This is a genomic window from Variovorax sp. P2_H12 (assembly GCF_056403395.1).
This window is the reverse complement of sequence record NZ_JBFUFO010000008.1, coordinates 60362-82961: the sequence shown is the minus strand read 5'-3', so window position 1 is coordinate 82961 and position 22600 is coordinate 60362. Positions and strand designations below refer to the sequence as shown.

Sequence of the window (22600 nt, the reverse complement as noted above, 5' to 3'; positions counted from 1 at the left end):
GCATGAGGGCCCTGTTGTTCAGCTTCTCGTGGCAGGAACTGCGCCACCACCCGTGGCGCAACGCGGCCGCGGTCGTCGCCGTGATGCTGGGCGTCGCGCTGGCCTTCTCGGTGCAGCTGATCAATGCCTCGGCGCTCGACGAATTCTCGAGCGCGGTGCGCTCGGTCAACGGCCAGCCCGACCTCGAATTGCGCGCTGCGCAGGGCGGCTTCGACGAGGCCGTCTTCGCGCAGGTGGTCCGGCAGCCGGGGGTCGCCCTCGCCAGCCCCGTGCTCGAACTGCAAAGCGTCGCGCAGGTCGGCGAGCGCCGGCTGCCGCTGCGGGTCGTCGGCATCGACGCGCTCGCCCTGCCGACCATCGCGCCGGCGCTGATGCCGCGCCCGGCCGAAGGCGGCGACCGTTTCTCGCTCTTCGCGCCGCGCCAGGTCTTTCTCAATGCCGCCGCGCGCAAGGCCGTCGGCGACGATGCCACGCAGCTGCGGTTGCGCGTCGGCACGCAATGGCAGTCGCTGCAGGTCGCCGGCCAGGTGGCGGCCGGCGGTGCCGCGCTGGCGGTGATGGACATCGGCGCCGCGCAAGACCTGTTCGGCCGTGCCGGCCAACTCACGCGCATCGACCTGCGGCTGGCGCCGGGCACCGACCACGCGGCCTTCATCGGCGCGCTGCAACAGTCGCCGGACTGGCCGACCGGCATCCAGATCGCCGAGCCGGGCGATGCGGCCGAGCGCGTCAGCAACCTCTCGCGCGCCTACCGCGTGAACCTCACGGTGCTGGCGCTGGTGGCACTGTTCACGGGCGCCTTCCTGGTGTTCTCGGTGCTCGCGCTGAGCGTCGCCAAGCGTGCCCAGCAGTTCGCGCTGCTCGGCGTGCTCGGACTCACGCCGCGCGAGCGCCTGCGGCTGGTGCTGGCCGAATCGCTGGTGCTCGGGCTGATCGGCAGCGCCGCGGGCATCGCCCTGGGCGCCGCGCTCGCCCAGCTCGCGCTGAAGCTGCTGGGCGGCGACCTCGGCGGCGGCTACTTCGACGGTGTCGCGCCGACCCTGCGCTGGAGCTGGGGCGCGGCCTGGACCTACGGCGCACTCGGCGTGCTCGCGGCCGGCGTCGGCGGCTGGTGGCCGGCGCGCGCCGCGCAGGCCCTGCCCGAAGCGCAGACGCTCAAGGGCCTGGGCGCCGCGCCGGCGGGCGACGGTGCGCATCGCATCGCGCTGCTGCTGATCGCCGCCGGCGTCGCCCTGGCCACGGCACCGGCGATTTTCGGCATCCCGATCGCCGCCTACCTCTCGGTCGGCTTCCTGCTGGTCGGCGGCATCGGCGCGCTGCCGTGGCTGATCGCGGGGGTCTATGACCGGCTCGCGCCGCTGGCCGCGCGGCGCCTGCTGCCGCTGCTGGCGATCGAGCGCGCCCGGCGCATGCGAGGCACCGCCGCGGTGGCGGTCAGTGGCGTGGTCGCGAGCCTGAGTCTCGCCGTCGCGCTCACCGTGATGGTCGCGAGCTTCCGCGACTCGGTCACGCACTGGCTCGACATCGTGCTGCCGGCCGACCTGTACCTGCGCAACGCCGCGGGCGCGGGCTCGGGCAGCGAGCAGGCCCTCTTCGCGCCGGCCTTCGTGCAGGCCCTGGCGCAGTTGCCCGGCGTGGCGCGCACCGGCACGCTGCGCACGCGCGCACTGCTGATCGATCCGTCGCGGCCCGCGGTGACGCTGATCGCGCGCACCTTGGACGACGACGTCGGGCGTTCGCTGCCGCTGACCGGCGCCGCGCTGCCGGTGCCGGCCGGACAGGTCGGGATCTACGTCAGCGAGGCCATGGTCGAGCTCTACGGGGCCCGGCCCGGCACGGCCTTCGAGCCGCTCGCGCGCGCCTGGGGTCCGCAGCGCGAGCGCCGCGGTGCATCGCCGCCGGTGTTCTTCGTCGCCGGCATCTGGCGCGACTACGTGCGGCAATTCGGCGCCGTCACGATCGACGCCCGCGACTTCGAGCGCCTGACCGGCGAGGCCGGGGTCAGCGACGTCGCGCTGTGGCTCGCGCCCGGCGCGGCCGAAGGCTCGGTGCAGGAGGCGGTGCGGGCCCTGGCCGCGCGCGAGCTCGGCGCGGCCGAGCCGATCGAGATGTCCTCGGTGGCCCAGATCCGCGCCACCTCGCTGCGCATCTTCGACCGCAGCTTCGCGGTCACCTACTGGTTGCAGGCGGTGGCGATCGCGATCGGCCTGTTCGGCATCGCGGCCAGCTTCAGCGCCCAGGTGCTGGCGCGGCGCAAGGAGTTCGGCCTGCTCGCGCATCTGGGCTTCACGCGCACACAGGTGCTCGCGATCGTCGCCGGCGAAGGCGCGGCCTGGACTGCGATCGGCGCCGTCGCCGGGCTGGCGCTCGGGCTCGCGGTGTCGGTGGTGCTGGTGCACGTGGTCAACCCCCAGAGCTTCCACTGGACGATGGACCTGCAGGTGCCCTGGGCGCGGCTTGCCGCGCTGTGCGCCGCGGTGGTCGCGGCCGGCACGGTCACGGCCTGGCTCGCCGGCCGCGCGGCCGCGGACCACGACGCCGTGATGGCGGTCAAGGAGGACTGGTGACAAGGCGGCCGATGCGGTCCCCTGGCCTGTCGCGCCGCGCCGTGCTGCTGTCGGCGCTCGCCGGCCCGGCGGCCTGGGCCCTGCCGCCGCGCGTGCTGCAATTCCCGCGCGACTACGGCAGCCACCCCGAGCTGCGCACCGAGTGGTGGTACATCACGGGCCAGGCGCGGGCCGGCGCGCGCGAGTTCGGCTTCCAGCTCACCTTCTTCCGCTCGCGCGTCGACGCCGCCCAGTCGATCCAGTCCGCCTTCGCGGCGCGGCAGCTGATCTTCGCGCACGCCGCCATCACCGACCTCGAGGGACGCCGGCTGTGGCACGACCAGCGCATCGCGCGCGAAGGCTTCGGCGTGGCGTCCGCCTCCGAAGCCGACACCGACGTCCGGCTGCGCGACTGGTCGCTCAAGCGCGACGGCCAGGGCTACGCGGCCCGCCTGCCGGCCGCGGGCTTCGCGCTCGACCTGCGCTTCGACCCGACCCAGCCGGTGCTGCTGCAGGGCAGCGCCGGCCTCTCGCGCAAGGGTCCCGAGCCCGACCAGGCCAGCTACTACTACAGCGAGCCGCAACTCGCGGCGTCGGGCAGCCTGAGCCTGCAAGGCCGGCGCTTCGAGGTGCAGGGCCGCGCCTGGCTCGACCACGAGTGGAGCGAGGCATTGCTGCACCCCGAGGCCGTCGGCTGGGACTGGATCGGCATGAACCTTTTCGATGGCGGCGCGCTGACGGCCTTCAGGCTGCGCCGTCGCGACGGCTCCGCGCTGTGGCACGGTGGCTCGCTGCGCACGGCCGATGGCCGGCTGCAGGTGTTCGGCCCGGACGCGCTGCGCTTCGAGGCCGAGGCCCACTGGACCAGCCCACGCACGCGGGCCGCCTATCCGACGCGATGGCGCATCCACACGCCTGCCGGCACCTTCACGGTGCGCGCCCTGCTCGACGACCAGGAGCTCGACGGCCAGGGCTCGACCGGCACGGTGTATTGGGAAGGCCTGAGCGAGTTGCTGGACGCCGGCGGCCAGCCCGTGGGCCGCGGCTACCTCGAGCTCACGGGTTACGCGCAGGCACTGAAGCTCTGAGCGCGCTCATCGACCGCGCCGCGATCGAAGACCAGCTGCCCGCGCAGCCAGGCGCGGAACTCCCCCTCGGCCTGGGCCCTGGCCTCGATCGCCCACGCGCTCCAGCGCCGCTCGACCCTGCCGGCCCATTCGTCGAGCAGCGCGAGCACGGCCGGCGCCGAGCCCGCTGCCTTCGCCAAGACTCGGAAATGGCTGACGCGCGCGTGCAGCTGATACAGCGACGCCTTGCCGCGCAGGTAGTGGCGTCCGGCATCGAAGAGTTGCCGAAGTTCGGGCACCTGCGCCAACCTGGCGCGGGCGGGAACCGATCGGAAGGGCAGTGCGGTCGTTTTCATGCACGGCGATGATCCGCCGTTCGGCCGCTGCAGGGCATCAGACGGTTCTGAAAATGCCGCGCCCCGCGCGAGACCTTCGTCAGCCGCATGGCGGCGCGCTCGATGCACGCGCAGGCGCTGGAGGGGCGGCGGGAAATCATTGTGCTGACGGCTGAGGGGCATCATGAAGCCGTCATGCAACGGCGACTCCCCCAGCAGCATCAGCCGATCAACCCCTCACCACCCCACGCCGCCGATCGATGAAGGCAATGATCTCGCCCATGATCCCGCGCCGGAAGGCCAGCACGCAGACCACGAAGATCAGGCCCGTCACCATCGTGACCGACTCGCCCAGGGTGTTGAACCAGTCGATGGTCGTGAGACGCGCCAGCAGGTGGCCGAACTCGCCGATCTTGTTCTCGAGCAGCACCACCACGGCCGAGCCGACCAGCGGGCCCGACAGCGTGCCGAGGCCGCCGACCAGCGTCATCAGGATCACCTGGCCCGAGGCGCTCCAGTGCACGTCGGACAGCGTCGCGAAGCCCAGCACCAGCGTCTTGAGCGAGCCCGCGAGGCCCGACAGCGCGGCCGAGATCACGAAGGCCAGCAGCTTGAAGCGGCTGACGTCGTAGCCCAGCGACAGCGCGCGCGGCTCGTTCTCCTTGATACCCTTCAACACCTGGCCGAAGGGCGAATGGATGGTGCGCACGATCAGCAGGAAGGCGGCCACCACGATCACCAGCGTGACGTAGTACATCGTGAGGTCGCTCTGCAGGTCGATCAGGCCGAAGAGCTTGCCGCGCGGCACGCCCTGCAGGCCGTCTTCGCCGCCGGTGAACTTGGCCTGCAGCGCGACGAAGAACACCATCTGGGCCAGCGCCAGCGTGATCATCGCGAAGTAGATGCCCTGGCGACGGATCGCCAGCAGGCCGAAGATCCAGCCCAGGAAGGCGCCGGCCGCGGTGCCGGCGATGAGACCGAGCTCGGGCGTCAGGCCCCAGACCTTCATCGCATGGCCGGCCACGTAGGCCGAACCGCCGAGGAAGGCCGCATGGCCGAAGGACAGCAGGCCGGTGTAGCCCAGCAGCAGGTTGAAGGCCGAGGCGAACAGCGCGAAGCACATCAGCTTCATCACGAACACCGGATAGGCGCCGACGAAGGGTGCGACAACGAGCGCGATCAGCAGCAGCGCGTAGACAACAGGGGTTATTTTTCTCATGGCTCTATGCGTTGGGGCCGCGTCATTTCTCTTTGCCGAACAGGCCGGCCGGCCGGATGAGCAGCACGATCACCATGATCACGAACACGACGGTCGAGGAGGCCTCGGGATAGAACACCTTGGTCAGGCCTTCGATGACACCGAGCCCGAGCCCGGTGAGGATGGCGCCCATGATCGAGCCCATGCCACCGATCACCACGACCGCGAACACCACGATGATCAGGTTCTGCCCCATCAGCGGTGAGACCTGGATCACCGGCGCGGCCAGCACGCCCGCGAAGGCCGCCAGCGCGACACCGAAGCCGTAGGTCAGCGTGATCATCAGCGGCACGTTGACACCGAAGGCCTCGACCAGGCGTGGGTTCTCGGTGCCGGCGCGCAGGTAGGCACCGAGCCGGGTCTTCTCGATCACGAACCAGGTCGCGAAACAGACCACCAGCGAGGCCACCACCACCCAGGCCCGGTAGTTGGGCAGGATCATGAAGCCGAGGTCGGTGGCGCTCGCGAGCGCGTCGGGCGTGTCGTAGGCCAGGCCCGAGACGCCGTAGACCGAGCGGAACACGCCCTCGATCAGCAGCGTGAGCCCGAGCGTGAGCAACAGGCCGTACAGATGGTCGAGCTTGTAGATCCAGCGCAGCAGCAGGCGTTCGATGAGGACGCCGAACAGGCCCACGATGACCGGCGCCACCGCCAGCATGACCCAGTAGTTGACGTCGAAATAATTCATCGCCATCCAGGTCAGCACCGCGCCCAGCATGAACAGCGCGCCGTGCGCGAAGTTGATCACGTTGAGCAGGCCGAAGATCACTGCGAGCCCGAGGCTCAGGATCGCGTAGAACGACCCGTTGACCAGCCCCAGGAGGAGCTGGCTCAACAAGGCAGGAAGCGAGATGTTCATAGACTGTTCAAAGAGGCCGCCGCGCCACTCCCGGCGGCGTGGGCCCATGCCAGGGATACCGCGGAACCGGCTTCGCCGGGCCGCTGGTATCGCCCCCTGGAGGGAGAGGCGCCGCAGGCGCCCCGGGGGTGTTTCATTTCAGGAGGGCGCACTTGCTTTCGGCCAAGGAGGTGAAGACCTGGTCGCCCGGCAGCTTGGAAACCATCTTGTAGTAGTCCCACGGCTGGGTCGACTCGGACGGCGACTTGACCTGCATCAGGTACATGTCGTGCACGAAGCGGCCATCCGCGCGGATCGTGCCCTTGGCGTAGAAGTCGTTGATCGGCGTCTTCTTGAGTTCCGCCATCACCTTGTCGGCGTCGGTGCTCTTCACGGCCTGCACCGCCTTCAGGTAGGCCGTCGTGGCCGAATAGTCCGCGGCCTGGATGTCGGTCGGCATGCGCTTGGTCTTGTCGAAGTACTTCTTGCCGAAGGCGCGGGTCTTCTCGTCGAGGTTCCAGTCCCAGCTGGTGGTGAGCAGCAGGCCTTCGGTGTTCTTGAGGCCCAGGCTGTGGATGTCGGTGATGAAGACCAGCAGGCCGGCCATCTTCATGGACTTGTTGATGCCGAATTCCTTCGCCGCCTTGATCGCGTTGATGGTGTCGCCGCCCGCGTTCGCGAGGCCGAGGATCTGCGCCTTGGAGTTCTGCGCCTGCAGCAGGAACGAAGAGAAGTCCGATGCGTTGAGCGGATGCTTGACGCCGCCGACCACCGTGCCGCCCTTCTCCTTCACGACCCTGGCGGTATCGGCCTCGAGCGCCGCGCCGAAGGCATAGTCGGCCGTCAGGAAGAACCAGTTCTTGCCGCCCTGCCCCACCACCGCGCCGCCGGTGCCCTTGGCCAGCGCCACGGTGTCGTAGGCGTAGTGCACGGTGTAGGGGCTGCATTGCTCGTTGGTGAGCGCCGAGGTCCCCGCGCCGTTGACGATGAAGACGCGCTTCTTCTCCTGCGCGACCTTGGCCAGCGCGAGGCCGGTGCCCGAGTTGGTGCCACCGAACAGCATCGTGAGGTTGTCGGTGTCGATCCACTCGCGCGCCTTCGAGGCGGCGATGTCGGCCTTGTTCTGGTGATCGGCCGTGACCAGCTCGATGGGCAGGCCGTTGACCTTGCCGCCGAAGTCGTCGATCGCCATCTGGATCGCGGTCGCCCCGCCCTTGCCTTCGACGTCGGCATAGAGGCTGGACATGTCGGTGATGAATCCGATCTTGACCTTCTCCTGGGCCTGGACGCTGCCGGCCGCCAGGGCGACGGCGAGGGAGACAGCAGTCAGCGCGATTGTTTTTTTCATTGTCGAATCAAAAAGAGAGATGAGTGAGAGAAATCGTTGGATCGGCGCGTCATTTCCAGAGCGCGCACTTGGAGTCGGCCTTGGGCGTGAACACTTGGTCGCCCGGCAGCTTGGCGATCACCTTGAGGTAGTCCCAGGGCTGCTTCGACTCGGCCGGCGACTTGACTTCGACCAGGTACATGTCGTGCACCATGCGGCCGTCGGCGCGGATCGTGCCCTGGGCGTAGAAGTCGTTGATCGGCGTCTTCTTGAGTTCGGCCATCACCTTGTCGGCATCGGTGGTCTTGGCCGCCTGAACCGCCTTCAGGTAGGTCATCGTGGCCGAGTAGTCGGCGGCCTGGATGTCGGTCGGCATGCGCTTGGTCTTGTCGAAGAAGCGCTTGGAGAACTTGCGGGTGTCGTCGTTCAGGTCCCAGTACCAGCTCGTGGTGTGCAGCAGGCCTTCGGTGTTCTTCAGGCCCAGGCTGTGGACATCGGTCAGGAAGATCAGCAGGCCCGCGGTCTTCATGGTCTTGCCGATGCCGAATTCCTTCGCGGCCTTGATCGAGTTGATGGTGTCGCCGCCGGCGTTGGCCAGGCCGAGGATCTGCGCCTTCGAATTCTGTGCCTGCAGCAGGAAGGACGAGAAGTCCGAGGCATTGAGCGGCGCCCGGACCGCGCCGACCACCGTGCCGCCCTTGGCCTTGATCACCGCCGCGGTGTCGGCTTCGAGCGCATGGCCGAAGGCGTAGTCGGCGGTCAGGAAGAACCAGCTCTTGCCGCCGCGGTCGACCACCGCGCCGCCCGTGCCCTTGGCCAGCGCGACGGTGTCGTAGGCATAGTGCACCGTGTAGGGGCTGCACTGCTCGTTCGTCAGCGCCGAGGAGGCGGCGCCGTTGTTGAAGTAGACCCGCTTCTTTTCCTGCGCCACCTTGGCCGTCGCCAGGGCGGTGCCGGAGTTGGTGCCGCCGAACACCATGGTCACGCCCGCGGTGTCGATCCATTCGCGGGCCTTGGAGGCGGCGATGTCGGCCTTGTTCTGGTGGTCCGCGGTCAGCAGCTCGATCGGCTGGCCGAGCACCTTGCCGCCGAAATCGTCGATCGCCATCTGGATCGCGGTCGCACCGCCCTTGCCCTCGAGGTCGGCGTACAGGCTCGACATGTCGGTGACGAAACCGATCTTCACCTTCTCTTGTGCCTGTGCGGCGCCGGAAGCGAGCGCCATCGCGGCGATGGCCAGGGTCATTGCGCTGAACTGGTTCTTCATGGGGACCTCCGTCCGATCAACTGGTTGCGAAAAAAAAATCAAACACCGAGCAGCTCGTTGAGCACCGGCATCTTGGCCTCGAGCTCGGCGGCGCCGAAGGCCTCGACCATGCGGCCGTGCTCCATCACGTAGAAGCGGTCGGCCAGCGGGGCCGCGAAGCGGAAGTTCTGCTCCACCATGACCACCGTGTAGCCCTTGCCGCGCAGCGTGTGGATCATGCGGGCGAGCGCCTGCACGATCACCGGCGCCAGGCCTTCGGAGATCTCGTCGAGCAGCAGCAGCCGGGCGCCGGTGCGCAGGATGCGCGCCACCGCCAGCATCTGCTGCTCGCCGCCCGACAGCCGCGTGCCCTGGCTGTTGCGGCGCTCGGCCAGGTTCGGGAACATGGCGTAGATCTCGTCCACCGACATGCCCTTGTCGGCGCTCTTGAGCACCGGTGGCAGCAGCAGGTTCTCCTCGCACGAGAGGCTGGCGAAGATGCCGCGCTCTTCCGGGCAATAGCCGATGCCCTGGTGGGCGATGCGGTGCGTCGCCATGTGGATGGTCTCGACGCCGTTGACCTTGATGCTGCCCTTGCGGGCGCCGGTCAGGCCGAGCACGGCGCGCATCGTGGTCGTGCGGCCGGCGCCATTGCGCCCCAGCAGCGTGACGACTTCGCCGGGCTGCACCACCATGTCGACGCCGTGCAGCACGTGCGATTCGCCGTACCAGGCCTGCAGGCCCTTGATCTCGAGTGCGGGGGTTGCCATCAGTGGGCTCCCTGCAGTGCGCCGTCGGTGGTGCCCATGTAGGCCTCCATCACCTGCGGATTGCGCGAGACCTCGGCGTACGGCCCCTCGGCCAGCACCGCGCCGCGCTGCAGCACCGTGATCGTGTCGGCGATGGTCGAGACCACGCTCATGTTGTGTTCCACCATCAGGATCGTGCGGCCGGCCGACACCCGCTTGATCAGTTCGGCCACCCGGTGCACGTCCTCGTGCCCCATGCCCTGGGTCGGCTCGTCGAGCAGCATCAGTTCGGGCTCCATCGCGAGCGTGGTCGCGATCTCGAGCGCGCGCTTGCGGCCGTAGGGCAGGTTCACGGTGAGCTCGTCGGCCAGGTCCTCGAGACCGACTTCGGCCAGCAGCACGCGGGCGCGGGCATCGAGCGGCTTCAGCGACTTCTCGCTCTTCCAGAAATGGTAGGAGGTGCCCAGCGCCCGCTGCAGGCCCAGGCGCACGTTCTCGAGCAGGGTCAGGTGCGGGAACACCGCCGAGATCTGGAACGAGCGGATGATGCCGCGCCGCGCGATCTGCGCCGGGCGCTCGTTCGTGATGTCCAATCCGTTGAAGAGAATCGTGCCCGAGGTCGGCTCGAGGAACTTGGTCAGCAGATTGAAGCAGGTCGTCTTGCCCGCACCGTTGGGGCCGATCAGCGCGTGGATCGAGCCGCGCACGACCGAGAGATCGACCTTGCTGACCGCGGTGAAGCCCTTGAATTCCTTGGTGAGCTGGCGTGTTTCGAGAATGATGTCGCTCATCTCGCGCGGTCGCCCATTGGCTGGCAGAAAAATTCGGTCATGCGGTCCATCTCAGCGCACCACCATGGTTGCGCGGACCGCATTGTTTGCGGCGGCGGCAAGACTTGCCTACTGGGGCAAATGCCTAGCCGGGGCTCGGCCCCGGCGACGGCACGCCGGCAGTGCATGGCGAAGGCACGCGCGCGCTCCAGTTTCGTGTCGCCGAAGCGACGGTACCGCTTGAGGAACGCGTAGCCGTTGCCTCCCGTTCCATGGCACAGGTTCGAGCTCTTTCGCAGCGCCTGCTCTCCCCGCTCGCCCGGTCAGGACTCCCGAGGGGCCAGCGCGCCGGCAGCCGCCGCATCCAGCTGCCGGGCAGCGACCTGGATCGGCATCGACAGCAGGATCTGCGCCATGCTCTTTCCAAGGGGGTCCACCCGCAGCGACGCCATGCCGCCGCCGCCCAGCGCTTCTTCGCACACGAAATTCATCGCGTCGATGCCGGGCAGTTCATAGCGGGTCACCTTTCCCCGGACCAGATGCGCCAGGTAGGCAGCCACCGCCTCCGCCGTCAGTTGGGCGCGCAGCGACGGCAGGAAGGCCGGATGCCGCGCCATGACGCCGATGTTCGAGGTGTCGCCCTTGTCGCCGCTGCGGGCGTAGGCCAGCCGGATCAGCGGAACTTCGACCCGGTCGTCATCGAGCGCGGTGGTGTCGTCCTTGGCCAGGTCGGCCAAGGCGCCACCCTGCGCACCGGGAGCTTCGGGCGTCTGCGCTCCCGAGGACAGCGAACTCGCCGGCACGGCCCACCGCTGGCCACCGAGTTCGACGAAGGGCGTGAACAGCGCCTTGTCGACGAGCAACGGGAACTGGCGGATCGACAGCGCCGCCGAAGGCCGGCCGCCGCCCATGCCGGTGGTGCCCGGCGCCCAGGAGGTTCCGGCCGCGGAGATTTCCTTCGCGAACACCTCGAGCGCGGCCTTCTCGGCATGCGTCACGGCGACGCGCAGCACGGCCTGCCTCGGCGGATGCCGGGTCGCATGCGGCCCATAGCTGGACTCGGCGCCCAGCACATCGATGTGCGTCGCGCTGAAGTCGCTCCAGCCACGCGCTTCGAAGAGATCGCGCGTCCGACGGATCATGGCCTCGCCGGTGCGCCGGGCCTTTGCCGCGGCGTCGAAGCCGACGATCAGCAGCTCGGCGTTGCAGCGGTACCCCGCGGCATAGGTGGCGGTGACCTTGAACTTGTCGGAGGGCGGACGGCCCTTGGCACCGGCCACGCGGACTTCGCCTGGCCCGGTCTCGGTGATGCCGACGTTGCGGAAGTCGCACACCACGTCCGGAAGCAAGTAGGCCGACGGGTCGCCGATCTCGTAGAGCAGCTGCTCGCCGACCGTGGCGCGGGAGACCAGTCCGCCGGTGCCCGGCGGCTTGCTGACCGTGAAGGAGCCGTCGGCCGCGCATTCGACGATGGGGTAGCCGATGTGCGCCCAGTCGGGCACCCGATCCCAATCGGTGTGAAGCCCGCCCGTGGCCTGGCATCCGCATTCGATGATGTGGCCCGCGAGGCTGCCGCCCGCCAGGCGGTCCCAGTCGTCGGCGCTCCATCCGAACTCGTGCATGAGCGCGCCCAGCGTCACCGCGCTGTCGACGCAGCGCCCCGTGATGACGATCTGGGCGCCGGCGGCCAAGGCGCCCGCGATCGGCGCCGCCCCCAGGTAGGCATTGGCGCTGACCAGCCGCTCGGGCAAGGGCTCGCCCGTCGTCATGTGGCCGATGCCCTGCGCGCGCAGCGCGTCGATCAGAGGCAGGGCGTCATCGCCCGTGACGACCGCGACCTTGACCTCGAGGCCGAGGCCGGCAGCCAGCTTTTCGACGGCCGCAGCGCAGGCCTTCGGATTGACGCCGCCTGCGTTCGCGATCACCCGGATGTTCTTGGCGACCACCATCGGCAGGACCGTGGCCATGGCCGAGGTCACGAAATCGGTTGCATAGCCCATGTCGGGATTCTTCAGCCTGGCGCCGGCCAGCAGCGACATGGTGAGCTCCGCCAGGTAGTCGAACACCAGGTAGTCGATCTCGCCCTGCTCGACCAGCTGCGGCGCTCCCACCGAGCTGTCGCCCCAGAAGCCCGAGGCGCCACCGATCCTCACGGTCCGCTTGTTCATCATCGTTCCTTCCGACAATCAGCGAATCACTCGGCCTCGATGCCGGCGGCCCGGATCACGCGGCCCCACTTCTGGGATTCGGCGGTCTGGAACGCCGCCAGGCCTTCCGGCGTGCTCGTCGCCGCCTCGCCGCTCGAAGTCGCCTGATAGGCCACGATGGCGGGCGATGCGGAGACCTTGATCAGCATCTCGTTGAGCTTGGCCGTGACCGCGGCCGGCGCCTTCGGCGGCAGGTAGACCGCGGTCCAGTACGACATGTCGTACCCCTTGACGCCGGCCTCGTCCACCGTCGGCACCGTGGGGGCTGCGGCGAGCCGCCGGGTGCCGCTCACCGCGAGGGCGCGCAGCTTCCCGCTCTTGACCTGGGGCAGCGCGGTCGGCGCGTCGGCGAACATGAAGTCGACCTGCCCACCCAGCAGGTCCGTGATCGCCATCGGGTTGCTCTTGTAGGGGACGTTGACCATGTCGACGCCCGCCATCTGCTTGAGCAGCTCGCTGGCCACCCGGCTGGAGGAACTGCCGCTGCCGAAGTTGAGCTTCCCGGGCGCCTTTTTCGCCGCGGCGATCAGGTCGGCCACCGACTTGATCGGGGACGACTCGTTCACGAGCAGCAGCATGTGGCCCTTGGACAGCAGCGCCACGGGCGTGAAGTCCTTGACCGGGTCGTAGGGCAGCTTCTTGTAGAGGTGTTCGTTGGCCGCGTGCGTGGTGTTGGTGGTCATCAGCATCGTGTAGCCGTCCGGCGCGGCCTTCGCGACGTACTGCGCGGCGATGAAGCCGCTCGCGCCCGCCTTGTTGTCGACGACGACGGGCACCTTGTATTCGGTGCTCAGGGCCTGCGCCATGCTGCGCGCCTGCTGATCGGTACCGCTGCCCGCGGCGAAAGGCACCACGATTGTGATCGGCTTGTCCGGGTAGGACTGCGCGTGCGCGAGTCCGCCGCACAGCATCAGGGCGGCGACGGCCACCGAAGTGCCCAGGGCGCGATGGAAGAAACGAGGCATGTGGTCTCCTGTTTGAAAAATGGGCTGGATGCGGTCAACGACGCCGGCCGCGCCTCGGCAGGTCAGGCATCGCTGCCGCTCTCTCTTGAAGGGATGCCGTAGTCGGCGTTGTGCTGACCCAGCCGCGGCGCCACGGCGCGGTGCGCGGGGCGCACGCCGTCGATCGACAACGGCAGCGCCGTCAAGCGGAAGTCTTCGCCGGGCACCGCCTGCAACATGCCCAGCGCTTCGACCTGGGGATGGGCGATGGCCTCGGGCACGGTGTGCACGGGGGCGCAGGGGACGCCGGAGGCCTTGAAGCGCGAGAGCCACTGCGAGCGCGTTTGCGCCTTCAGCAACGGGGCCAGCTCTGCCAGCAGTGCCGCCTTGTGGCCGAGGCGCGCACGGTTGGTGGCGTAGCGCTCGTCCTCGATCCAGTCGGCGCGGCCGAGCTCGAGCGCGAGCTTGGCGAACAGCCGGTCGTTGCCGCAACAGATCAGCACCGGTGCATCGGCGGTCTCGAACGCCTCGTACGGCACGAAGCCCGGATGGCCGGAGCGGTGCCGATCCGGCAGCCGGCCTTCGTTCACGTAGGCGTCGGCCTTCTGGCCGGTCCACACCAGTGCCGTCTCCAGCAACGAGGTGCTGACGACACCGCCCTTGCCCGTCGAATGCCTGCGCTGAAGAAGCGCCAGCGCGCCGATGACCGTCCACATGCCGCTGCCCTGGTCGCAGACCGACGCGCCGGTGCGCATCGGTGGATCCTCGGGGCCGCCGTTGATGCTGGAGAGCCCGCTGAAGGCCTGGATCAACGGCTCGTAGCCCGGCAGCATACGCATGGGCCCGGTGTGGCCGAACGCGGAGATCTCGCAATAGATCAGGCGCGGGTGCCTCTCGCACAGCGCGGGGCCGTCGATGCCCAGCGTCTTCGTGACGCCGGGGCGCAGGTTGTGGATCAGGATGTCGGTGTCCGCGACCAGGCGCTCGAACGCCGCCAGGCCCTCGTCGCTCTTGAGGTCGATCGCGACCGACTTCTTGCCGCGATTGAAGATGTGGAAGTTGTGGGCATCGCCATGGCGGAACGCCGGGCCCATGTGGCGGGCGTCGTCCCCGCCTTCGATACGTTCGAGCTTGACCACCTCGGCGCCGAGATCGGCCAGGATCGCGCCGGCGAAAGGCCCCGCCAGGACCTGTCCCAGCTCGAGCACGCGAATGCCTTCAAGAATGTTGTTCATGCGTTTGCCGAGGTCTCTCGACCTCACGTCTCCGTACAGCAACAAATTCTGGCGGCATGCGCCTGATGTGGGAAGGACAATAATCCTATAACTCTGATAACCCAATCGGATCAATTCACCACGAACACGGCATGCGGATCGGCATCACCCTTCAGCAACTCGAGGCCTTCGTCGAAGTCGCCCGGACGGTCAACTTTCGATCGGCGGCCCAGGCGCTGCACGTATCGCAGCCGGCCTTGAGCCGGACGATCAAGGTGGTCGAGTCGGCGCTGGGCGCGCGCCTGTTCGATCGCGACACGCGGCATGTGGAAATCACGCCGGCCGGCAAGGAGCTCCTCCCGATCGCCTTGCGGATCCTGGAGAACTTCAACAGTTCGTTCAGCGAGTTGTCGCAGTTCCTGGAGGGCCGCAGCGGCCACGTCACCGTCGCGTCGCTGCCCTCGGCCGGCGTGGCACTGCTGCCGCGAGCGATCGCCGCGTTCCGCCTGCTGCACCCGCAGGTCCAGTTCTCGCTGATCGAGGGGCCCGCGGACCTGCTGCGAACGGCCATCGACGAAGGGAAGGCCGACATGGCCATCAGCGTGCGGCCGGCGCCGCAGGAGCCCCTGCTCTACCGCCATCTGCTCGACGACCCCTTCGTGCTGCTGTGTCGTCGCGACGACCCACTGAGCGCGAGATCCTCGGTGCCGTGGTCCGCGTTCGCGGCCCGCCCGTTCATCGCGAGCAGCTTCAGGAGCAGCATCCGGCCGATCACCGACGCGGCCTTTCTTCAGAAGGGCCTGCCGATCCTGCCGGCCATCGAGTATCCGAGCATCGCCGTGGCGGGAGCCCTGGTGGCGGCGGGCCTCGGCCTCACGGCCTTGCCGCGGCTGGCCCTTCAACTCATCAAGAACGACGACCTGGTCGCGATACCGCTGCAGCGGCCCGTGATGTCCCGGCCGGTCGGCGTGGTCACGCGGGTCGGCCGGTCGCTCTCGCCCGTGAGCCGGGCGTTCATGGAGTCGCTCCAGCGGCTTGCGTGAGGGCCCGCTCAGTGCGCGCCGGCCGCGGCGTCCGAGGTGCCTGCGCCCCTGGCCGGCCTGGCCAGCCAGACCAGCGGAATCAGCAGCAGGAACAGGATCGCGGAGCCGTAGAACACGTCGTTCGTGGCCAGCATGAAGGACTGCTGGTCGACGATGCGGTTGATCTGGCCCAGCACCTGCTCGGGGCTGAAGCCGCCGGCGCCCAGGTTGGCGATCGCACTGTTCGCTGCCGCGCTGCCCTGGTTCACGGATTCGACCAGCTGCGCGTGGTGCAAGGCCGCCCTGTTCTCCCACAAGGTGGTCGCGCTCGAGGTGCCGATCGCGCCCGCGGTGATGCGCAGGAAGTTCGACAGGCCCGAGGCCGCCGGGATCCGGTCGGGCGAGAGGCCCGACAAGGTGATGGTCACCAGCGGAATGAAGAAGAAGGCCATCGCCACGCCCTGGATGATGGTCGGGATCATGATGGTCCAGAAGTCGGCCTGGGTGTTGAAGTTCGAGCGCATCCACAGCACCAGCGCGAACACCAGGAACGAAAAGGTCGCGTAGCGGCGCGGGTCGACCTTGCCCACCGTGAGGCCGACGATCGGCGAGAAGATGATCGCCAGCATTCCGACCGGCGCCATGATCATGCCGGCCTGGGTCGCGGTGTAGCCCATGAACTGCTGCAGCCACAGCGGCAGGATCACCACGTTGCCGAAGAAGAGGCCATAGGCCACCGCCGTCGCCAGCGCGCCCGACCAGAAGTTGCGCCGCTTGAAGAGCGACAGGTCGACCACCGGATGCTTGTCGGTCAGCTCCCAGATCAGGAAGAAGGCGAAGCCGACCACCGCCACCACCGCCAGCGTCATGATCAAGGCCGAATGGAACCAGTCGAGCTCCTTGCCCTTGTCGAGCATCAGCTGCATCGCACCCACCCAGAGCACCAGCAGCGCCAGCCCGATGCCGTCGATCGGCACCTTGCGGGTCACGCTCTCGCGCTTGCGGTAGATGGCCCAGGTGATGCCCGCGGCCAGCAGGCCGACCGGGATGTTGATGTAGAAGATCCAGGGCCAGGAGATGTTGTCGGTGATCCAGCCGCCGAGCATCGGCCCCATCACAGGAGCGACCAGCGTGGTCATCGACCACATCGCCATCGCGAGGCCCGCCTTGGCGCGCGGATAGCTCGACAGCAGCAGCGTCTGCGACAGCGGGATCATCGGCCCGGCCACGAAGCCCTGCAGCGCGCGGAAGGCGATCAGGGTCGTCATGTTCGGCGCCAGGCCGCAGAGCCACGAGCTGATGATGAACAGCAGCACGCTCGTCATGAACAGCCGCACCTGCCCGAAGCGCTGCGTGAGCCAGCCGGTGAGCGGCACCGCGATGGCGTTGGCCACCGCGAAGCTGGTGATGACCCAGGTGCCCTGCGTCGAGCTGACGCCGAGGTCGCCGGCGATCGCCGGCAGCGACACGTTCGCGATCGAGGTGTCGAGCACGTTCATGAAGGTCGCGGCCGAGAGCGCGATCGTGCCCCACACGCGGGCGGGGCCCTCGAGCGGCGGCAGCGGCTGGGAAGCGGTGGCGTTCGACATCGCGCGCGCTCGCCCGATCAGCCGGGATGCGCTGGCGAAGGCGTCGGCGTCGCAGACGGCGCGGCGCTGGCCGCCGGCGCCTGGCGCGGCGCATTGCGGCCCAGATTGGCGGCGATGATGCGTTCGACCTCTGCATCGGCGCCGCCGTCGAGCTTGCTGTAGACCTGCGTCTGGATCAGCGCACTGCCGCGTGGCGCGTCGGCCAGCGCCTTGCCGTCCTTCTTCGAGATGTCGATCTCGGCGTCCATCGACAGGCCCACGCGCAGCGGGTTGGCCTTGAGCTGCTCGGGGTCGAGCGCGATGCGCACCGGCACCCGCTGCACCACCTTGATCCAGTTGCCGGTGGCGTTCTGCGCCGGCAGCAGCGCGAAGGCCGAGCCGGTGCCGACGCCGAGGCCGGCGACCCGGCCGTCGTACTCGACCTTCTTGCCGTACAGGTCGGCCGTGAGTTTCACCGGCTGGTCGATACGGATATTGCGCAACTGCACTTCCTTGAAGTTGGCATCGACCCACAGCTGGTTGAGCGGCACGATCGACATCATCGGCGTGCCGGCGGCCACGCGCTGGCCGAGCTGCACCGTGCGCTTGGCCACGTAGCCCTCGACCGGTGCCGGCATCGCGACGCGCTGGGTGGCGAGATAGGCCTCGCGCACCTTGGCCGCAGCCGCGAGCACGCTCGGATGCCGCTCGACGGAGGTGCCCTCGGTCAGCGACTGGTTGCTGGTCAGCTGTTCGCGCGCGGAGAGCACGCCGGCCTGCGCCGCCGCCAGCTGGCTCTTGGCATTGGCCAGTGCGGTCTCGGAATGGTTCAGCTCCTCCTTCGACACGGCGCCGTTGCCCGACAGGGCCTGGCGGCGCTTGAGGTCGTCCTGCGCCCGCGCGATGTCGCTCTGCGCGCGCACGATGTCGGCCTGCCGCAGCGTCACTTGCGCCGCCAGCGAGCCGTTGTTGGCATACAGCGTGCGTGCCAGGCGCACCGCCTGCGCCAGCGCGGCCTCGGCCTGCTCGAGCGCCACCCGGGCATCGGAGGGATCGAGCTGGACCAGCGGCTGGCCGGCTTTCACCAGGTCGGTGTCGTCGGCCATGATCGCCATCACGGTCCCGCCGATCTGCGGCGTGATCTGGATGACGTTGCCCTGCACGTAGGCGTTGTCCGTCGTTTCATAGTGGCTCGCGACCAGCCATTCGTAGACCCCCCAGCCGGCGCCGGCCAGAACCACCACCGAGGCCAGCGCGGTCAGCGCACGGCGGCGCTTGTTGTTGGCGGCGGGCGCCTGGGCGATGGGCTCGATCGGCGCAGCGGATGGGGCGTTGTTGCTGTTGTCCATGACGGTGTCTTTCGGATTCGAAGCAGTGTTCGGGAGTGTTCAGGGATGCGCGGCCGCAGGCGCGGCGGCGGTCCGGGTGGCGTCCGAGGGCTGCCAGCCGCCACCCAGCGCGCGCGCCAGGCCGACCTGGCTTTCAAGTGCCCGCGCCGCGAGGTCGACACCGTCGCGGCGCTGCGCCAGCACGGTGATCTCGGCCGTCAGGACGTCCAGGTAGTTGCCGAGCCCCGCGCTGTAGCGCTGCAGGCCGATGTCGTAGGCGGCCTCGGCGGCGTCCTGCGCCTCACGCTGCTGGATCTGCTGGCGCGCCACCGACTGCACGCTCGTGACCTGGTCGGCGACGTCGCGCACTGCGTCGAAGACGGTGGCGTTGTAGCTGTCGATCGCGGCGTCCAGATCGGCCGACTTGCCGCGCAGGTTGGCGCGCAGGCGGCCGCCCTCGAAGATCGGCAGGCGGATCGCGGGTCCGACGCCCCACTGCTGGCTGTCCGACTTCAGCAGGTTGCCGAAGCCGATGCTCGAGAAGCCGGCGAAGGCCACCAGGTTGACGTTGGGATAGAACTGCGTCTTCGCATTCGCGACGTCGCTGCTCGCGGCCTCGACGCGCCAGCGCGCGGCGGCGATGTCGGCGCGCCGGCCCAGCAGATCGGCCGGAATGGTCTGCTGCAGGGCCATGCCCTTGAAGTTGCCCAGCCTCGGCGGCGCCAGCGCCTGGGTCGCGCCGGGCTTCGCCACCAGGGCGTCGAGCGCGTGCCGCGAGATCGCGATCTGCTCGTCCAGCGCCTCGATCTGCTGGCGGGCCTCGGGCACGCTGCTTTCGCTCTGCTTCAGCTGCAGGCGCGTGTCCAGGCCGGCGGACACGCGGTCGCGCACCAGCTTGAGCAGTTCTTCGCGCTGTGCCAGCGCGCGCTGGGCCACCACCAGCCGGTCGTTCAGCCGCGCCCACTGGACGTAGCCGCGCGCCACGTTGCTCGCCAGCAGGATGCGCGCGGCATCGGCCTCGGCCGCGGCCGCATTGGCCGTGCCCAGCGCGGCGTCCAGCGCCGTGCGGTTCTTGCCGAAGAAGTCGAGTTCCCAGCTGGCGCCGATCTGCAGCGTGCCGGTTTCCTGGACCGAGCCGCCGAGCGGCGCCGGATAGATGGAGTTGGCGCTGAACTTCTGCCGCGTCAGGTCGAGGGCGCCGTGGATCTGGGGCTTGTCGGCCGCCTCGGCCGTCATCACGGACGCCTGGGCGCGCGCGAGCCGGGCAAGGGCGATCTGCAGATTGGGGTTGCCTTCGGTGGCCTGGTCGACCAGCGCGTTGAGCTGCGGATCCCCGAAGGCCAACCACCATTGGCTGTCGAGCGTCGGTTCAGCCTGGGCGGCGGGTGCGGCGGCCAGGCCAAGGCTTTCCGCGGTCTGCAGCTTCGGGTTCGAGGCGATCGCGCCCATGTCGGCGCAACCCGCGATGGCCAGCGCCAGCACGGCCGTGGCGACCGCACTCGCACACCGCGAGGCTCGCTCAGGAAGAGGTCGAGTCATCTTTTTCTCCACGGGCCGACAAGGCCTGTGCGTTGTCGAGAATGCGGCGCAGGTAGCTCTTGAGCTGCTCCCACTCCTCGTTGGTGAATCCGGCCAGGTGTTCGTTCTGCACCCGGCTGAGAATTTGCGGCACCTCGCGGGCCGCCGCGCGGCCCTCGTCGGTCAACTCGATATGCACCACGCGCCGGTCGGCCACCGAGCGAACGCGCCGGCAAAGGCCCTTGGCCTCGAGGCGATCGAGCAGGCGCGTCATGGCGCCGGTATCGAGCAGGCACTCGCGCGCCAGTTCGGCCACCGTGGTGACCTTGCCCGTGTGCAGCTTGTGCAGCGGCACCCACTGCGGATAGGTCGGGCTGCCGGGCTCGCACATGTGCGATTCGACCGATTGGGAGACCGCACTCAGGATGCGACGCATCATGTAGCCGATGCTCTCCTCCGCGCGGTAGTTCTCGGGCTTGTAGAAAGCCTCGACCGCCGGCGGTTTGCCGGGCGAAGGTGCCGTGGAGCGGTCCTCAGGGGTCTTGGATTCGGACATACCCGCATATTATTTGCCTCGGCAATTACTGTCAAGGCGACCTTTGGTGAGGCAAGCGTTTCGCTAGAATCGCTCGGATATGGCTTCCCCCTCTCCCTCACTCGCCAAAGGCTCGCCGAAGTCCCTGTCGGGCCTGGCGCCCTTTCTGCGCCCCTACCGCACGCAAATCGTCCTCGCGGGTGTGTTCCTGGTGCTGGCGGCGGCGACCACCCTGGTATTCCCGATCGCCCTGCGCAGCCTCATCGATGGCGGCCTGGTCTCGACCGACAAGGGGGCGCAGACGATGGCGCTGCGCGAGCATTTCGTCGCCCTGTTCGCGGTCGCCGTGGCGCTCGGGCTGTTCTCGGCAGCGCGCTTCTACACGGTGAGCTGGCTGGGCGAGCGCGTGACGGCGGATCTGCGCAATGCCGTCTACGCCCATGTGCTGCGGCAAAGCCCGGTGTTCTTCGAGACCACCCAGACCGGCGAGGTGCTGTCGCGCCTGACCGCCGACACCACGCTGGTGCAGACCGTGGTCGGCTCCTCGCTCAGCATGGGGCTTCGCAATGCGGTGATGGGCGTCGGCGCCCTGGCCATCCTGGTCTGGACCAATCCCTACGTGATGGTGCAGGTATTCGGCATCCTGGTGCTGGTCGTGCTGCCCAGCATGTGGTTCGGCCGCCGCGTGCGCAAGCTGTCGCGCGCCAGCCAGGACCGGGTGGCCGATTCCAGCGCGATCGCGGCCGAGGTGCTCAACGCGATTCCCGTGGTCCAGAGCTACACCGCCGAAGCGCGCGAGGCGGCGCGCTTCGATGCCTCGACCGACAGCGCCTTCCGCACCGCGGTGCGCCGCACGCGTGCGCGCTCGGTGCTGGTGGCATTCATCATCATCGCCACCTCGGCGGCGCTGCTCTGGGGCCTGTACCAGGGCACGCAAGCGGTGCTGCGCGGCGACATCACGGCCGGCCATCTCGGGCAGACCGTGGTCTACGTGATCATCCTCGCGAGCGCCGCGGCCGTGCTCGGCGAGGTCTACGGCGACCTGTTGCGCGCCGCCGGCGCCACCGAGCGTCTGATGGAACTGCTTCATGCCAGGCCGGTGATCCTGTCGCCGGAGCAGCCGACCCAGGCGCCGGTGCCCAAGGCCGGCAGCGCCCTGAGCCTGGAGGGCGTGGGCTTCCACTATCCCTCGCGGCCCGGCACGCCTGCCCTGCGCGATTTCACGCTCCAGGTGGCGCCCGGCGAGACCGTGGCGCTGGTGGGATCGAGCGGGGCCGGCAAGAGCACCGTGTTCCAGCTGCTGCTGCGCTACTACGACCCGCAGTCCGGCCGCATCACGCTCGACGGCACGCCGCTGGCGGCGCTGTCGCTCGATGACTTGCGCAAGCGCATCGGCCTGGTGCCGCAGGATGCGGTGATCTTCTCGGCCAGCGCGCTCGAGAACATCCGCTACGGCCGGCCCGACGCCAGCGTCGAGGAAGTCCACGCCGCCGCCCGCGCCGCCTTCGCGGACGGCTTCCTGCGGGCCCTGCCCGAGGGCTACGACACCTTCCTGGGCGAGCGCGGCGTACGCCTGTCGGGCGGCCAGCGCCAGCGCATCGCGATCGCCCGCGCGATGCTCAAGAACCCGCCGCTGCTGCTGCTCGACGAAGCCACCAGCGCGCTGGACGCCGAGAGCGAGCGCATGGTGCAGGCGGCCCTCGAATCCGCCATGTCGGGCCGCACCACGCTGGTCATCGCCCACCGGCTCGCCACGGTGCAGAAGGCCGACCGCATCGTGGTGCTGGACCACGGCGGCATCGTCGAACAGGGGACGCATGCGGCGCTGGTGGCGCAGAACGGCGTCTACGCGCGGCTGGCCGCCCTCCAATTCAACACTTGACGCTCGCCCCCAGGTTGCCCGCACTTCGTGTCGGGCGCCCACCCCCTACCGGGGGCGCAGCCAGCGGCCCGGCGAAGCCGGTTCCGCGACTGCCCACGAAGGGGCGCGCTGCGCGCAGCCGAACAACAACCACAGCGCCAGTTCCCCGGCCGGCGAAGCCAGGCCCGTTGGTGAAACGCCGCGGAACCGGCTTCGCCGGGCCGCTGGTGTTGCCCCCGGTAGGGGGTGGGCGCCCGGACACGAAGT

19 protein-coding genes are annotated in these 22600 nt (G+C 69.1%); 4 read left to right on the top strand and 15 right to left on the bottom strand.

Going from position 1 to position 22600, the window contains the following annotated elements:
- Positions 1-2: 2 nt before the first annotated feature.
- Positions 3-2567, top strand: a complete 2565-nt coding sequence (locus AC1DYK_RS07240) for an FtsX-like permease family protein (RefSeq protein ID WP_478165635.1) — start codon at positions 3-5, stop codon at positions 2565-2567.
- A gap of 11 nt (positions 2568-2578) precedes the next feature.
- Positions 2579-3634 (top strand): lipocalin-like domain-containing protein, encoded by a 1056-nt coding sequence (locus AC1DYK_RS07235; protein WP_478165634.1) that lies wholly within the window; start codon positions 2579-2581, stop codon positions 3632-3634.
- Here AC1DYK_RS07235 and AC1DYK_RS07230 read toward each other — a convergent pair.
- The 11 genes from AC1DYK_RS07230 to AC1DYK_RS07180 all read right to left on the bottom strand — a co-directional run bounded on the left by AC1DYK_RS07230 (position 3610) and on the right by AC1DYK_RS07180 (position 14522).
- The gene (locus tag AC1DYK_RS07230; protein ID WP_478165633.1) at positions 3610-4170 is read right to left on the bottom strand and encodes a hypothetical protein; all 561 of its coding nucleotides are present in this window, start codon (positions 4168-4170) and stop codon (positions 3610-3612) included. The two genes, AC1DYK_RS07235 and AC1DYK_RS07230, sit on opposite strands and share 25 nt — an antisense overlap.
- A gap of 7 nt (positions 4171-4177) precedes the next feature.
- Positions 4178-5167 (bottom strand): branched-chain amino acid ABC transporter permease, encoded by a 990-nt coding sequence (locus AC1DYK_RS07225; RefSeq protein ID WP_478165632.1) that lies wholly within the window; start codon positions 5165-5167, stop codon positions 4178-4180.
- Positions 5168-5189: 22 nt separating this feature from the next.
- Positions 5190-6065: a branched-chain amino acid ABC transporter permease gene (locus AC1DYK_RS07220; RefSeq protein ID WP_478165631.1), complete on the bottom strand. Its 876-nt coding sequence runs from the start codon at positions 6063-6065 to the stop codon at positions 5190-5192.
- Positions 6066-6198: 133 nt separating this feature from the next.
- Positions 6199-7392 (bottom strand): ABC transporter substrate-binding protein, encoded by a 1194-nt coding sequence (locus AC1DYK_RS07215; protein ID WP_478165630.1) that lies wholly within the window; start codon positions 7390-7392, stop codon positions 6199-6201.
- Positions 7393-7441: 49 nt separating this feature from the next.
- A complete protein-coding gene (locus AC1DYK_RS07210; RefSeq protein ID WP_478165716.1) occupies positions 7442-8617 on the bottom strand; it encodes an ABC transporter substrate-binding protein in 1176 nt (391 codons plus the stop codon).
- Between the two features lie 59 nt (positions 8618-8676).
- Positions 8677-9387 carry an ABC transporter ATP-binding protein gene (locus AC1DYK_RS07205; RefSeq protein ID WP_478165629.1) on the bottom strand — a complete coding sequence of 237 codons (711 nt, stop codon included), beginning with the start codon at positions 9385-9387 and terminating at the stop codon, positions 8677-8679.
- Positions 9387-10157 (bottom strand): ABC transporter ATP-binding protein, encoded by a 771-nt coding sequence (locus tag AC1DYK_RS07200; protein WP_478165628.1) that lies wholly within the window; start codon positions 10155-10157, stop codon positions 9387-9389. Before AC1DYK_RS07200 ends, AC1DYK_RS07205 begins: the two co-directional genes overlap by 1 nt.
- Positions 10154-10435 carry a lanthionine synthetase LanC family protein gene (locus tag AC1DYK_RS07195; protein WP_478165715.1) on the bottom strand — a complete coding sequence of 94 codons (282 nt, stop codon included), beginning with the start codon at positions 10433-10435 and terminating at the stop codon, positions 10154-10156. The genes AC1DYK_RS07200 and AC1DYK_RS07195 overlap by 4 nt, the downstream gene beginning before the upstream one ends.
- Positions 10436-10459: 24 nt before the next feature.
- The gene (locus AC1DYK_RS07190) at positions 10460-12304 is read right to left on the bottom strand and encodes an acyclic terpene utilization AtuA family protein (RefSeq protein WP_478165627.1); all 1845 of its coding nucleotides are present in this window, start codon (positions 12302-12304) and stop codon (positions 10460-10462) included.
- Positions 12305-12330: 26 nt separating this feature from the next.
- The gene (locus AC1DYK_RS07185) at positions 12331-13308 is read right to left on the bottom strand and encodes a Bug family tripartite tricarboxylate transporter substrate binding protein (RefSeq protein ID WP_478165626.1); all 978 of its coding nucleotides are present in this window, start codon (positions 13306-13308) and stop codon (positions 12331-12333) included.
- Between the two features lie 62 nt (positions 13309-13370).
- Positions 13371-14522 carry a CaiB/BaiF CoA transferase family protein gene (locus AC1DYK_RS07180; protein WP_478165625.1) on the bottom strand — a complete coding sequence of 384 codons (1152 nt, stop codon included), beginning with the start codon at positions 14520-14522 and terminating at the stop codon, positions 13371-13373.
- A 131-nt stretch (positions 14523-14653) separates the two neighbouring features.
- Here AC1DYK_RS07180 and AC1DYK_RS07175 point away from each other — a divergent pair, with 131 nt between their 5' ends.
- Complete coding sequence (locus tag AC1DYK_RS07175) at positions 14654-15544, top strand: LysR family transcriptional regulator (protein WP_478165624.1); 891 nt, start codon at positions 14654-14656, stop codon at positions 15542-15544.
- 8 nt (positions 15545-15552) lie between these two features.
- Here the strand turns inward: AC1DYK_RS07175 and AC1DYK_RS07170 are convergent, their stop codons facing one another.
- The 4 genes from AC1DYK_RS07170 to AC1DYK_RS07155 are packed head-to-tail and all read right to left on the bottom strand — an operon-like array spanning position 15553 to position 20493.
- On the bottom strand, positions 15553-17130 hold the full coding sequence (locus AC1DYK_RS07170; protein ID WP_478165714.1) for a DHA2 family efflux MFS transporter permease subunit: 1578 nt from the start codon (positions 17128-17130) through the stop codon (positions 15553-15555).
- On the bottom strand, positions 17130-18440 hold the full coding sequence (locus AC1DYK_RS07165; RefSeq protein WP_478165623.1) for an EmrA/EmrK family multidrug efflux transporter periplasmic adaptor subunit: 1311 nt from the start codon (positions 18438-18440) through the stop codon (positions 17130-17132). Before AC1DYK_RS07165 ends, AC1DYK_RS07170 begins: the two co-directional genes overlap by 1 nt.
- 39 nt (positions 18441-18479) lie before the next feature.
- Positions 18480-19958 (bottom strand): efflux transporter outer membrane subunit, encoded by a 1479-nt coding sequence (locus AC1DYK_RS07160; RefSeq protein WP_478165622.1) that lies wholly within the window; start codon positions 19956-19958, stop codon positions 18480-18482.
- Positions 19939-20493 carry a MarR family winged helix-turn-helix transcriptional regulator gene (locus tag AC1DYK_RS07155; protein ID WP_478165621.1) on the bottom strand — a complete coding sequence of 185 codons (555 nt, stop codon included), beginning with the start codon at positions 20491-20493 and terminating at the stop codon, positions 19939-19941. The genes AC1DYK_RS07160 and AC1DYK_RS07155 overlap by 20 nt, the downstream gene beginning before the upstream one ends.
- Positions 20494-20572: 79 nt before the next feature.
- On the opposite strand from AC1DYK_RS07155, the gene AC1DYK_RS07150 reads away from it, so the two are divergent.
- On the top strand, positions 20573-22354 hold the full coding sequence (locus AC1DYK_RS07150) for an ABC transporter transmembrane domain-containing protein (protein ID WP_478165620.1): 1782 nt from the start codon (positions 20573-20575) through the stop codon (positions 22352-22354).
- Positions 22355-22600 lie beyond the last annotated feature (246 nt).